Raw genomic sequence first — 12,166 nt, forward strand, 5'->3', positions numbered from 1 at the left:
TCCGATTTGTTCGGGGTGGTGGTTGCTTGTTGCTGCGACTATGTCGCGAGTCTCGACGACTCGGACGCGAGACTGAAGGGGGCCGCGAACCCGCCGCGCCGAAGGCGCGGCAAATCAGACAGAGCCCTTCCAGCGTCCCAGGGTTTCGGCTTTGTACTCATCGAAATAGCCGCCATCGATGCTCTCGCGAATCTGGTCGACGAGCCGAATCGTGAAGCGCTCATTGTGAATTGTGCACAGGGTCGAGGCCAGCATCTCCTTGGCCTTGAACAGGTGATGTATGTAGGCCCGGGTGTAGTTCGCGCAGGTGTAGCAGTCGCAGGTGTCGTCGATCGGGGTGAAATCGCGGCGGAATCGGGCGTTATTGATATTGAATCTGCCGTCGGCGACATAGATCGCCGCATTGCGCGCGACCCGGGACGGGTTCACACAGTCGAAGGTGTCCGCGCCGTTCTCCACCGCGACGAAGATGTCCTCCGGTTCGCTGATGCCGAGCATATGCCGCGGCTTATCCTCGGGCAGTTCGTCGCAGCACCAGCCGACAATGCTGCCGAGGTTGTGCTTCTCCAGCGCACCGCCGATGCCGTAGCCGTCGAACCCCGTTCCGGCACTACCGCGCAGTGATTCCAGTTCCCGACAAGCCTTGCGGCGCAGGTCTTCGTATTGCGCGCCCTGGATCACCGCGAACAGCGCTTGATATGGGCGATGCGTGCGCGCGGCGGTCAGCCGTTCGTGTTCGTCGATGCAGCGCTGCGCCCATTCGTGCGTGCGCTGCAGTGACTTCTCCTGGTAGGCACGGGTATTCAGCAGTGTGGTCAACTCGTCGAAGGCGAACATGATGTCCGCGCCGAGCTGATGCTGGATGCCCATCGAAACCTCTGGTGTGAACCGGTGTTTCGAGCCGTCGAGATGGGAGCGGAAGGTGACGCCGTCATCGTCGACGGTGGCCAAGCGCTCTTTGCCCGCGGCGATCACGTCATCGCTTCGGACGTCGACCGCCTCCATGGCGAGCACCTTCTTGAAGCCGACTCCCAGCGACATCACCTGGAAGCCGCCGCTGTCGGTGAAGGTCGGGCCGGGCCAGTTCATGAATGTGCTCAGCCCACCCGCCTCGTCCACGATGTCGGATCCGGGCTGCAGGTACAGGTGGTAGGCATTCGCCAGCAGCGCTTGTGCACCGAGTTCCCGCATGGTCTCGGGCAGTACCGCTTTCACCGTCGCCTTGGTACCGACCGGAATGAATGCCGGCGTCGCGATATCACCGTGCGCTGTGCTGATCACGCCCGATCGACCATGTCGTCCCGGGAGACGGGTACCGACGGTGAACGAGAAGCTATCAGGATCAGACACGCGAGTATCCTCCCAGGACCACAATCGGCCGGACGCACCAGGCACCCGGCCGATGTTCCGGTCAGGCCTCGGCGGCTGCCGCGGCGAACTGGGCGTTGTAGAGGCGGTAGTAGGCACCGCGTTCTTCGAGCAGGCGCTCGTGGTTGCCGTGTTCGACGATGCGGCCCGCCTCCATGACGACGATCAGGTCGGCGTCGCGGATGGTGGAGAGGCGGTGGGCGATGACGAAACTGGTGCGGTCCCGCCGCAGCGCCGCGGTCGCGTGCTGGACCAGCGCCTCCGTGCGAGTATCCACCGAACTGGTCGCCTCGTCCAGGACCAGGATGGACGGCTTGGCCAGGAAGGCGCGGGCAATGGTGATCAGCTGCTTCTCGCCCGCGCTGACGCCCGAACCCTCCTCATCGATGACCGTGTCGTAACCGTGCGGCAGCGCGTGGACGAAGCGGTCGACATAGGCGGCGCGCGCAGCCTCGAGAATATCCGCCTCGCTGGCATTCGGATTGCCGTAAGCGATGTTCTCTCGAATGGTGCCCTTGAACAGCCAGGTGTCCTGCAGCACCATGCCGATTCTCGAACGCAGGTGATCGCGGGTGATCTCGGTGATGTCGACACCGTCGATGGTGATGGTGCCCGCATCGAGTTCGTAGAACCGCAGCAGCAGATTCACCAGGGTGGTTTTGCCCGCACCGGTCGGACCGACGATGGCGACCACATGTCCGGGCTCGGCGACCAGCGACAACCGCTCGATGACCGGCGTCTCGGGTTCGTAGCGGAACGACACCGCCTCGAACTCGACCCGGCCGCGATCGACCGGACGGGTGTTCTCCATGACCGGGTCCGGCGACTGTTCCTCGGCATCGAGGATCTCGAAGATCCGCTCGGCCGAGGCGACACCGGATTGCAGCAGGTTGGCCATCGCACCGATTTGGGTCAGCGGCTGGCTGAACTGTCGTGAGTACTGGATGAAGGCCTGTACCTCACCGAGCGACAGATTGCCGGTCGCGACCCGCAGACCGCCGACCAGCGCCACCAGCACGAAGTTCACATTCCCGAGGAACATGATCGAGGGCATGATCAGCCCGGAGATGAACTGCGCCTTGAAACTCGACTCGTAGAGGTCGTTATTGCGCTTATCGAATTCCTGACCGACCTCGCGGTTGCGGCCGAATGCGCTGACCACCTCGTGCCCGGTGAAGGCCTCCTCGACCTGCGCGTTCACCATGCCGGTGTACTTCCACTGGTTGACGAAGTGCGGTTTGGAGCGTTTGGCGATCTGCGTGGTGACCACGATCGCGGCGGGCACGGTGAGCAGGGCGATCACCGCGAGCAGCGGCGAAATCCAGAACATCATGATCAGGATGCCGATCACCGAGAACAGCGAAAGGATCAGCTGGCTCATGGTCTGCTGCAGACTCTGCGACACATTGTCGACGTCATTGGTGACGCGGCTGAGCAGGTCACCGCGCGGAGTGGAATCGAAGTAGCGCAACGGAAGTCGATGGATCTTGTCCTCGACCTCGCTGCGCAGCCGCTTCACCGTGCGGTTGATGACCATATTGAGCAGGAAGGACTGCAACCAGCTGAACACCGCGGCGCCGATATAGAGCAGCAATACCAGCATCAGCACCCGGCCGACCGCGCCGAAATCCACACCGACACCCGGGGTGACATGCATCGCGCCGAGCATGTCGGCGAAGGTGTTGTTCCCCGAGGCCCGCAGCTGCTGGATCGCCTCTTCCTTGGTGATGCCACTGGGCAACTGGCGGCCGACCACACCGTCGAAGACCACATTGGTGGCCTTGCCGAGAAGGTAGGGACCGAGCGTATTCAGCACCACCGAGACGATCGCGAGCCCGACGATCACGCCGACGTATCCGCGCTCCGGCGCCAACCTGCGCAACAGCCGTTTCAGCGACGGACCGAACGATTTCGCCTTCGCGTCCGGCGCACCGGGATTCACCCCTCCGGGTCTCATCGGACCTCCTCCCGCCGGGTCTGGTGCCCGTCTCCGCTCACATCGGGTGGCGATCCGTTGCGCTTGGCGAAGACGACCGCGGCCTCATCGGCGCCGAGCTGCGAGGCGACGATCTCCTGGTATTCCCCGCAATCGCGCATCAACTGCTCATGGGTGCCGATCCCGGCCACCACGCCGTCCTCGAGCACCACGATCTGATCGGCATCGCGGATGGTGGTAACTCGTTGCGCCACAATGATTACCGAGGCGTCCCTGGTCTCCGGCCGCAATGCCTCGCGCAGTCGGGCATCGGTGGCGACATCGAGTGCGGAGAACGAATCGTCGAACAGGTAGACCCGCGGCTTCTTCACCAGCGCCCGCGCAATGGCCAATCGCTGACGCTGTCCGCCCGAAACAGTGGTGCCGCCCTGCGCGACCGGCGTCGCCAGTCCCTGCGGCATATCGCGCACGAAGTCGGCGGCCTGCGCGATCTCCAGACAGCGCCACAGTTCCTCGTCGGTGGCGTCCGGATTGCCGTAGCGCAGATTGCTGGCGATGGTTCCGGAGAACAGATATGCCTTCTGCGGCACCAGCCCGACCTGTGCGCGCAGCACTTCGAGGTCGATATGACGGACATCGGTGCCGCCGACGTAGACCGCGCCGTCGGTCACGTCGATGAGCCGGGGAATCAGATTGACCAGCGTTGTCTTACCCGCACCGGTGGAACCGACGACCGCCGTGGTCGTACCCGGCTCGACCTGGAACCGGATCGCCGAAAGCACCGGCTTCTCCGCACCGGGAAAGGCGAATTCGGCGAATTGCAGATCGACCTGCGCCGGATCGGTCTTGAACGGCTGCGGCAGCCGCGGCGGCACCACCGAGGTCTCGGTCTCGAGCACCTCACCGATCCGGTCGGCCGAGACAGCCGCGCGCGGCGCCATCATGGCCAGGAACGAGGCCATCATGACGGCCGTCAGGATCTGCATGATGTAGGACAGCATCGCGGTGAGCGAGCCGATCTGCATCTCGCCGTCGTTGATCAGATGTCCGCCGAACCAGATCACCGCGACCGCGGTGGCATTGCTGATCAGCATCACCAGCGGGAACATCAGCGCCATCAGCCGCCCGACCCGCAGCGCGGATTCGGTGAGTTCGGTGTTGGCCAGTCCGAAGCGCCAGGTCTCCTGCCGTTCGCGCACGAACGCGCGCACCACTCGGATACCGGTGATCTGCTCGCGTAGCACTCGGTTGACCTCATCGATCCGGTGCTGCATATCGCGGAAACCGGGCACCATCTTCGCCACGATGACACCCATCGAGATGGCCAGTGCGGGCACCGCGATGAGCAGCAGCCAGGACAGGCCGAGATCCTCGCGCAGCGCCATGAAGATGCCGCCGACACACATGATCGGCGCCATCACCAAGATGGTCGCCGACATCACGATCAGCAGCTGAACCTGCTGAATGTCGTTGGTATTGCGGGTGATAAGCGAGGGCGCGCCGAACATACCGACCTCGCGCGCGGAGAAGGTGCCGACTCGATGCAGTACCGCAGCGCGCAGATCCCGACCCGCACCCATCGCGGCCTGCGCGCCGAGATAGACCGAACAGGCCGAGGCGATGATCTGCACGCCGGTTACCGCGAGCATCCACAGTCCGGTGGTCCAGATGTAACCGATATCGCCCTTGGTAACGCCGTTATCGATCAGGTCGGCGTTCAGGGTCGGCAGGTACAGCATCGCGATGACCGAGATGAGTTGTAGGCCGACGACGCCCGCCAATTGGGCCCGATAGGGGGCCAGATGAGTGCGAAGCAGTCTGATCAGCATAATGAAAAGGAGGCTACCGTCATTCCGCCCGGTACGTCGTGAGCATTCGTGACCAGCAGCGATATTGGCGCGTGAGGTTTTCGGCCCGCATGACTCGATGCGAATTATCGCCGCGCCCAGGCACCAGGATCCTCGGTGAGCGCGCGGATGAATTCGGGCAGCCGATCCCGCGCGATGTCGTCGATGGACACATTCTCCAGCACCGCACGAATATTCACCCGCAATGCGATCCACACCCGCTGCAATGGTTCGGCCGCACCCGAATAGCGCACATCCTCAGGACGCTCGCCGCGCACCGAGGCCAGCGGACCCTCGATCGCCCGGATCACGTCGGCGATGGAGATCTGCGCGGCCGGGCGGGCCAGCCAATAGCCGCCATCCGGGCCGCGCCTACTTGTCACCAGATCAGCTCTGCGCAATTCCGCGAGTACGGTCTCCAGCACCTTGGGCGGTATATGCTGCGCGGTCGCGATCGCCTCGGCCTTCACCACCGGCGCGACCTGCACGGCGACCCGATCCGACGCACCGAAGGTCTGTGGTGCGCGGGCGATCTCCAATAGGGTTCGCACCGCGTAATCGACCCTCGCGGTGATGTGCACGGCGGCTACTCCCTGGCCTCTTCGGTGTTCGAACGAATCTACGCGGTCTGACAGCCGGTGAGTACACAGGTGGCCGCATCCAGCAGTGTGCGCTCCACCACGGAATCCTCTACGCCGGGCACGATTTCGTCGGACAACAGCGCGACCCCGAGCACCTCCAACGCCGCACTCGCACGCAGCTCGGCGACAGCGTCGGCGCCGGGTCCGGCGAGCCATTCGCGCAGCACCCGAGTTGAATCCAGCATGTCGGGATACCGGTCGGCCATGACATTGATGATCGCGACGGTGTCGCGGACACACAGCGCACCGGCGTCGCGATGGCGGATCATGCCGCGCAGATAGGCGCGCAGCACAGCGCGCACGCCCTCGGCATCGTGCGGGACCGCATCGATATCCTCGATCACCGAGCGCAGGTGATCGATGATCGGATCGACGATCGCCAGCAGCAGATCGAGCTTCGAGGCGTAGTGATAGTAGAGCGAAGCCTTTGTGATTCCTACCGCATCCGCGACCTCGCGCAGGCTCGTCTGTTCGAATCCTTTGGCCGCGAACAGCCTCACCGCGGCGTCGCGAATTGCCATTTTTGTGCCGCCAGCTGCGACAACAGCGTCTCCCGCTTCACGAACGGTCATCGGATGATCCTCTCATCACTTATGCGCTGAGCTAATGTTGCCACCAGAGTTGAGGTTGTACCTCCGCTTAGCCCCTGGGTAGTCTACCTACCGCACGGTAGGCGGGAAGCGTCAATTGGAGGCGGGGTCGGCAGGGCAATCCCCGCGAGTGCTTGTCTACGCGCCGCGCACCAGCACGTAACTCAGCCACCCGCTAGCGACTTGCCTGCAGGTCGCTCGAAAAGGTCAGCTAGGAGAACCCTTTCGTGTCCGTTTATCTGTACAGATGGGGAAAGTTCGCTTTCCGCAGGAAATGGATAGTGCTTCCGGTCTGGCTTGTCCTGTTCCTGCTGCTCGGCGGACTCGGCACGCAGTTGAAGGAGCCGATGACCAATGACTTCAGCATGCCGGCCCTGCCCTCCGCCCGTGCCAACGACATTCTCGACAAGCACTTCCCCGGTGCCTCCGACGCCTTCAAATTCGACGCCGTCACCGGCACCTACGTCATTGCCGCACCCGATGGCCAGAAGCTGACCGATCCGACGAACCGGGCGGCGCTGACGGCCTTCATCGACAAGCTCGGCACGCTCGACATCGTCGACCACAGCAAGCCGGTGCTGAATCCGGTCGAGGCCGCCGAACAGTCGGGCTGCATCGCCGACCCGGACCCGTCCAAGTGCAGTGGCGCACCGTTGAACGTGCTCAGCAAGACGGCTCCCGATACCGTCGCCTTCTTCAGCGTCCCGTTCACCATCAAGTCGTTCACCGATGTCACCGACGAGCAGCGCCAGGCGGCCTACGCCATCGCCAGCGATGCCCGCAATGCCGGGCTGCAGGTGGAGATGAGCGGCTCGATCGCGATGCAGAACGCGGCCCCGAGCGGTAAGTCCGAGCAGATCGGTATGGGCATCGCACTGGTCGTGATGATCATCGCCTTCGGCGCCATCGTCGCCGCCTTTGTGCCGATCATCACCGCGATCGTCGGCCTCGGCGCGGCCACCTCGCTGATCTTCCTCGGTACCTCGATCATCGAGGTGCCCAGCTTCACGACCTTCCTCGCGTCCATGATCGGCATCGCCCTGTCGATCGACTACGCGTTGTTCATCGTGTCGCGCTACAAGCACGAACTGGCAGTGCAGGATTCGCCGGAGGAGGCGGCCGGTACCGCACTCGGTACGGCGGGTTCCGCGGTGGTGTTCGCCGGTTTGACCGTCATCATCGCGCTCGGCGGACTCAGCATCGTCGGCGTGCAGTTCATGACGTTCATGGGGCTGGGTGGTGCGATTGCCGCGGCGTTCGCGGTGCTCACCGCCATCACGCTGATGCCCGCGTTGCTCGGTGCGTTCGGCCGGTTCCTGTTCAAGCCGAAGCTGCCGATCGTGGCCAAGCACAATCCCGAGGATGACAAGTCGGTCACCAACGGCATGCGCGTCGGCCGGTTGATCGGCAAGGCGCCCGCGGTGACGCTGCTGCTCAGCGTGGTCGTACTCGGTCTGCTCGCGGCACCCGCCGCCGGTCTGAACCTCGGCCTGCCCGGCGACGACAGCCAGCCCAAGACCTCCACCATCCGTAAGGCCTACGAGCTGCGCACCGAGGGTTTCGGCGAGGGCAGCAACGGCGTGCTGAATGTCGCGGTCGACCTCGCCAACGTGCCCGCCGACCGGCGCGAGGCCGCGGTGAACGCGCTGCGGTCCAAGCTCGCCTCCTACTCGGGCATGGACTATGTGACCGAACCCAAGTGGAGTGGTGCGGACAAGGCGGGCGCGCTGCTCGACGGCGTGCCGAAGTCGGGGCCGAACAACCAGGCCACCAAGGATCTGGTCAGTGACGCCCGCGATGCCGAAGCGCAGATGCAGTCCGAGTACGGCATCGAATACGGCATCACCGGCACCACGGCGATCTATGCCGATGTCGACCATGTGCTGCTGAGCAAGATCGTGCCGTACCTGGCGATCGTGGCCGGCGCCGCATTCCTGCTGCTGATCCTGGTATTCCGCTCGATCCTGGTGCCGCTGACCGCGGCGCTCGGCTTCCTGCTCTCCATGGCGGCCACCTTCGGTGCGACGGTGCTGATCTTCCAGGAGGGCAAGCTCGGGCTGATCGAGGATCCACATCCGCTGATCAGCTTCCTGCCGATCATGCTGATCGGCCTGGTGTTCGGTCTGGCCATGGACTACCAGGTATTCCTGGTGACCCGGATGCGTGAGGAATTCGTCAGCGGCAAGTCGCCGAAGGATGCGATGATCGCCGGTTATCACCACGGCGCCCGGGTCGTCACTTCGGCCGCGGTCATCATGATCTCGGTGTTCGGTTCCTTCCTGCTGGAAACCGATGTCACGGCGAAGTCGTTCGGCTTCGCGCTGGCGGCGGGCGTATTGATCGACGCGTTCATCGTCCGGATGCTCGTGATCCCGTCGCTGCTGGTGCTGATGGGCAAGTGGTCCTGGTGGATTCCGAAGTGGCTGGATCGGATCCTGCCGGATATCGACATCGAGGGCACGAAGCTGCGTGAGCTGCAGCAGCGGTCCGCGGAGACGGTGCAGGTGCCGGTCGGCGTGAGCTGATCGGAACCAGCCGCTCGGCCCCGCACCCGGAGATTCGGGTGCGGGGCCGAGTGCGTTTCGGGGCGACCGCGCTTTCACGACGGCCGCGTCTTGTTCTTGTGGGCGGTGCGCAGCAAACTCGGAGAAGTTCGACTCTTCAGCTCCAGCCGACGTGTGTGATCGGTGCGGCAGTTCGTGACATGCTGAGCTTCGAATTCAGAACGCTCCCACTACGAACCGAATTCCGGTGGGAACCAGGGCATCAACGGCTGGGCTGCGGAAGATCACATTCATTGACCTTCGGGTTCACACCCAGGTAGTTGAGTGGACCGGCCAGCGCCGTCACGGCAATGGTGCCGAAACCAGCACAGTTGATCGGGGCGTTGTCGAAGTTATGGCGCTGAACCGCGGCGATAACGCCGATGGCCAGCCAGACCAGCAGGAGCAGTCCTAGCAGTCGGGTCCCAGCAGAAGGCGCTGGTCTCCGGTCGGGCACCCGCTCGCGCATCGTCATCGCTTCCTTTCGCACTCGCGTACCACTCCGAATACCCGAACACGAGACGAACACTCTTCCGGCCGGTGAGTACCTGTACCGACCACCGCATATCGGACATCGACCGGCAAGGTATGCAGCGTTTTCGAGAATCCGACCGGTCCATCGTCATTTACTTAGGACACCTAGCTTTCGGGCTGTGCAGATTCAGCCACGCACGGCTCGCGCGGTGCCAGCGCCCACCCTCATCCTCGCCGCTATGGTCAGTATCCAACTGAGTGCGGGCTTGGCCAAGTACCTGTTCGACGTTATAGGCGTCAGCACTGCGGCGAGCATGCGGTTGGCCGTCTCGATTGCGCTGCTGCTGTGGTGACCCTCGCTGCGCGTCGATCGCGCGACATTGTCCGGCATCATCGGGCTCGGTGCGGCCCTCGCCGGGATGAATCTGTGCTGCCCCTCGAACGGATGCCGCTCGGTTCGGCAGCGACCCTGGACCTTCTCGGACCGCTCACCGTCGCGGTTATCGCCTCGCACCGCTCCCGCGACCTGGTGTGGACACTGCTGGCCGGGCTGGGGGTGCTGATGATGAAAACCGGTGGTCCGGTGTTCTTGACCGGCGTGTTGTTCGCGGTGGCCGCGGGCGCGGGGTGGGGTACCTATATCGCGTGCCCCAGGCGGTCGGAAGGTATGCGTCAGGGCACGACAGTTTGGCGCTCGCGATGGCGTCCGGCGGTTTGCCGGCGCTACCCGTTGCCTTCGCGAACGCGGGTCCAGCACTGTTCGATCCCCTGGTGCTTGTGGCGCTCGCCGGTGTCGCGGTGCTCGCGTCACTGGTGCCGCACGCCATCGAACTCGAAGCGCTGCACCGGATTTCGGCCGCACCTTCGGTGTGTTGATGAGTCCGGAACCGGCGGCCGCGGCTTTGCCCGGCGAAGATCTCGCGCTCGTCCAGTGTGCCGGTATCGGCCTCGTCATCATCGCCTCGGCGGGCGCTGCCGACAGTGTTTCGACGAAAGCTACTGAACCACAGCAGGTTCTGGAGTCGGTACCGGTCTAAGGACTCGGTTGCGGGACGTTGCAGTCGGCGATCTTCGGATTCACGCCCATGTAGTTGAGCGGGCCGGCCAGTACGGTCAGGGCGATCGTGCCGAAGCCCGCGCAGTTGATCGGACCGCTGTCGAAATAGTGTCGCTGCCCCGCCGCGACAACGCCGATGACAAACCAGATCACGATAAGCACGCTGCCAAGTTTCATCTCGCCCAATCTCTCCCGCGGATCACGCGCACGCGGTTGGTCGTTCGGCGAATTATCGCATCGCGTCCGGCCCGCACTCGGTCATTCGGCGCATATCGCACGCGCGGTCGGGCGTGCCCGATTGCGCGGTATGTCGCGCCTATTCGCCGTATACCGCCCGCGGCCCACCTTCCGAGGAACTCCACCGCCGACGGATTCGTTTGTGCGACATGGCAGATTTGCTGGGCTGGACCATTCCCGGTTGGGTCCTACTACTGCTGGCCGTCGCCCTCTACGAAGCCCTGACCCGAAAACGCCGCACACGCCGGACCCCCATCTCCGGCACCTTCACCGACGAGTTCACCGCCATGTTCTACGGGACCAAGCGCATGGAACTGGACCACCGCGATTCGGTGTCGATGCTGCGGGACGAACAGAACCAGGGCGCTCCCCCTCGCGTCGGCGTCGACCTGGAACGTCAGGCCGCTGTCCTGCGTCGGCAGGATCCCGAGCAGTAATCCAGGCGACCCCGCACTGCGAACATATCCGGAGCCAAGCGCATACCATCGTGTTATGGGTGGTATGAGGATCCGGATTGCCGTCCGACGTCCACAAGAAATGGCCCCGTTCATCGATACGCACAGCGACAATCGGACCGCGAGCGTCCTGGAAGCGCTGGCGCACTTGCGGCGCCGCCGGATGTCCGAAGCTGGAGCGATCACCATCGGTGTGCGCCAGGCTTTCCCGAACGTGGACTAGCAGCGACCGATCCACCGGACCTGGCCCGAAAAGGGTGCGCCGGGCCCGCGGGAGAACTCATGCCCAATACCGAATCAGCTGCGGCAGCGGCGATTACAGGCGCCTTTGTTCATCGGAGGGCCGTCCGGCCGCCTCGGCGGCAATCTACGAGGGCTGACGGATCTCGGTGACGATGGTGTAGAGCTCGATGATGACGCCGTCCTTGATACGAGCGATATCCATGCCGTTGACCACCGACGGTTGGTTGGCGGGCCCGTATTGGAACCCGAGGTGGCCGATATCGTCGAGTTCCGACGCTGGGCCCAAGGGGGGAAGATCCAGTCCGGGTTTTCGGCACGCACCTCTGCGGCGCGGCGTTCGAGGTCCTTGCGCCCGTGGACAATTCGGCCCGGTTCGTGCCACACCACGTCTTCGTGATAGGTCTCGGCGATGGCCACAGCCCGACGGGCCGGGCCGGGTTCGTTGAATACGTCGAGAAGGTTGCGTCGCATGAGGTCGGCGGGGGAACGGTTCATGGCGAGTCCTTTCAGGCGGAGTAATTACCAATTTGAACGTTCCACTCAGTTAGTCCCGGTCGATCTCAGACTGCCCGGCTCCGTTCGAAGCTTGCAATACCACTTGGTGAGCAGGCGAGGACTGGAGCGGTGGCGGAGGGATTTGAATCACCCCGCGTCATCGGCGCTGGATCCAGCCGCATTTTCGGCCGGTAGCGGCTGATATGGATACCAAGCATTCGCAATACCGAACGGGTGGTTCGTTTCCCGTGGTTGGCGATACGCTGAGTGTTGTCGGAAA

13 protein-coding genes are annotated in these 12,166 nt (G+C 63.8%); 5 read left to right on the top strand and 8 right to left on the bottom strand.

Annotation, left to right across the window (positions count from 1 at the left end; genetic code table 11):
- Nucleotides 1-114: 114 nt before the first annotated feature.
- From tgt to AB0J29_RS28200, 5 genes are all read right to left on the bottom strand, one after another.
- Nucleotides 115-1,350 carry a tRNA guanosine(34) transglycosylase Tgt gene (tgt, locus tag AB0J29_RS28180; protein WP_364792692.1) on the bottom strand — a complete coding sequence of 412 codons (1,236 nt, stop codon included), beginning with the start codon at nt 1,348-1,350 and terminating at the stop codon, nt 115-117.
- Between the two features lie 61 nt (nt 1,351-1,411).
- Entirely contained in the window at nt 1,412-3,325 is a 1,914-nt protein-coding gene (locus AB0J29_RS28185) for an ABC transporter ATP-binding protein (RefSeq protein ID WP_364792695.1), read from the bottom strand.
- A complete protein-coding gene (locus AB0J29_RS28190) occupies nt 3,322-5,133 on the bottom strand; it encodes an ABC transporter ATP-binding protein (RefSeq protein WP_364792698.1) in 1,812 nt (603 codons plus the stop codon). The genes AB0J29_RS28185 and AB0J29_RS28190 overlap by 4 nt, the downstream gene beginning before the upstream one ends.
- 104 nt (nt 5,134-5,237) lie before the next feature.
- Nucleotides 5,238-5,732 (bottom strand): Rrf2 family transcriptional regulator, encoded by a 495-nt coding sequence (locus tag AB0J29_RS28195; protein ID WP_364792701.1) that lies wholly within the window; start codon nt 5,730-5,732, stop codon nt 5,238-5,240.
- Between the two features lie 38 nt (nt 5,733-5,770).
- Nucleotides 5,771-6,364 (bottom strand): TetR/AcrR family transcriptional regulator, encoded by a 594-nt coding sequence (locus AB0J29_RS28200; RefSeq protein WP_364792704.1) that lies wholly within the window; start codon nt 6,362-6,364, stop codon nt 5,771-5,773.
- A gap of 245 nt (nt 6,365-6,609) precedes the next feature.
- Here AB0J29_RS28200 and AB0J29_RS28205 point away from each other — a divergent pair, with 245 nt between their 5' ends.
- Nucleotides 6,610-8,907, top strand: coding sequence for an MMPL family transporter (locus AB0J29_RS28205; protein WP_364792707.1), 2,298 nt, complete (start codon nt 6,610-6,612; stop codon nt 8,905-8,907).
- 241 nt (nt 8,908-9,148) lie between these two features.
- Here AB0J29_RS28205 and AB0J29_RS28210 read toward each other — a convergent pair whose 3' ends face one another.
- A complete protein-coding gene (locus tag AB0J29_RS28210; RefSeq protein ID WP_364792710.1) occupies nt 9,149-9,400 on the bottom strand; it encodes a hypothetical protein in 252 nt (83 codons plus the stop codon).
- A 698-nt stretch (nt 9,401-10,098) separates the two neighbouring features.
- Here AB0J29_RS28210 and AB0J29_RS28215 point away from each other — a divergent pair.
- Nucleotides 10,099-10,275, top strand: a complete 177-nt coding sequence (locus AB0J29_RS28215; protein WP_364792713.1) for a hypothetical protein — start codon at nt 10,099-10,101, stop codon at nt 10,273-10,275.
- Nucleotides 10,275-10,436 carry a hypothetical protein gene (locus AB0J29_RS28220; RefSeq protein WP_364792716.1) on the top strand — a complete coding sequence of 54 codons (162 nt, stop codon included), beginning with the start codon at nt 10,275-10,277 and terminating at the stop codon, nt 10,434-10,436. Before AB0J29_RS28215 ends, AB0J29_RS28220 begins: the two co-directional genes overlap by 1 nt.
- On the opposite strand, the gene AB0J29_RS28225 is transcribed toward AB0J29_RS28220, so the two are convergent.
- Complete coding sequence (locus AB0J29_RS28225) at nt 10,433-10,633, bottom strand: hypothetical protein (protein WP_364792720.1); 201 nt, start codon at nt 10,631-10,633, stop codon at nt 10,433-10,435. The two genes, AB0J29_RS28220 and AB0J29_RS28225, sit on opposite strands and share 4 nt — an antisense overlap.
- Before the next feature lie 209 nt (nt 10,634-10,842).
- Between AB0J29_RS28225 and AB0J29_RS28230 the strand changes: the two genes are divergently transcribed.
- Complete coding sequence (locus tag AB0J29_RS28230) at nt 10,843-11,130, top strand: DUF6191 domain-containing protein (protein ID WP_364792723.1); 288 nt, start codon at nt 10,843-10,845, stop codon at nt 11,128-11,130.
- Nucleotides 11,131-11,185: 55 nt separating this feature from the next.
- The gene (locus AB0J29_RS28235) at nt 11,186-11,371 is read left to right on the top strand and encodes a hypothetical protein (RefSeq protein WP_364792726.1); all 186 of its coding nucleotides are present in this window, start codon (nt 11,186-11,188) and stop codon (nt 11,369-11,371) included.
- 74 nt (nt 11,372-11,445) lie between these two features.
- Here AB0J29_RS28235 and AB0J29_RS28240 read toward each other — a convergent pair whose 3' ends face one another.
- Nucleotides 11,446-11,886: a nuclear transport factor 2 family protein gene (locus AB0J29_RS28240; protein ID WP_364792729.1), complete on the bottom strand. Its 441-nt coding sequence runs from the start codon at nt 11,884-11,886 to the stop codon at nt 11,446-11,448.
- Between the last annotated feature and the right edge of the window lie 280 nt (nt 11,887-12,166).

The organism is Nocardia sp. NPDC049707 (genome assembly GCF_040674855.1).
Classification (GTDB): Bacteria; Actinomycetota; Actinomycetes; order Mycobacteriales; family Mycobacteriaceae; genus Nocardia.

Excerpts from the sequence above, each read along its gene's own strand:
- AB0J29_RS28185 (WP_364792695.1), bottom strand. The coding sequence starts at position 3,325 with ATGAGACCCGGAGGGGTGAATCCCGGTGCGCCGGACGCGAAGGCGAAA.
- AB0J29_RS28190 (WP_364792698.1), bottom strand. The coding sequence starts at position 5,133 with ATGCTGATCAGACTGCTTCGCACTCATCTGGCCCCCTATCGGGCCCAA.
- AB0J29_RS28200 (WP_364792704.1), bottom strand. The coding sequence starts at position 6,364 with ATGACCGTTCGTGAAGCGGGAGACGCTGTTGTCGCAGCTGGCGGCACA.
- AB0J29_RS28210 (WP_364792710.1), bottom strand. The coding sequence starts at position 9,400 with ATGACGATGCGCGAGCGGGTGCCCGACCGGAGACCAGCGCCTTCTGCT.
- AB0J29_RS28215 (WP_364792713.1), top strand. The coding sequence starts at position 10,099 with ATGGCGTCCGGCGGTTTGCCGGCGCTACCCGTTGCCTTCGCGAACGCG.
- AB0J29_RS28220 (WP_364792716.1), top strand. The coding sequence starts at position 10,275 with ATGAGTCCGGAACCGGCGGCCGCGGCTTTGCCCGGCGAAGATCTCGCG.
- AB0J29_RS28225 (WP_364792720.1), bottom strand. The coding sequence starts at position 10,633 with ATGAAACTTGGCAGCGTGCTTATCGTGATCTGGTTTGTCATCGGCGTT.
- AB0J29_RS28230 (WP_364792723.1), top strand. The coding sequence starts at position 10,843 with ATGGCAGATTTGCTGGGCTGGACCATTCCCGGTTGGGTCCTACTACTG.
- AB0J29_RS28235 (WP_364792726.1), top strand. The coding sequence starts at position 11,186 with ATGGGTGGTATGAGGATCCGGATTGCCGTCCGACGTCCACAAGAAATG.
- AB0J29_RS28240 (WP_364792729.1), bottom strand. The coding sequence starts at position 11,886 with ATGAACCGTTCCCCCGCCGACCTCATGCGACGCAACCTTCTCGACGTA.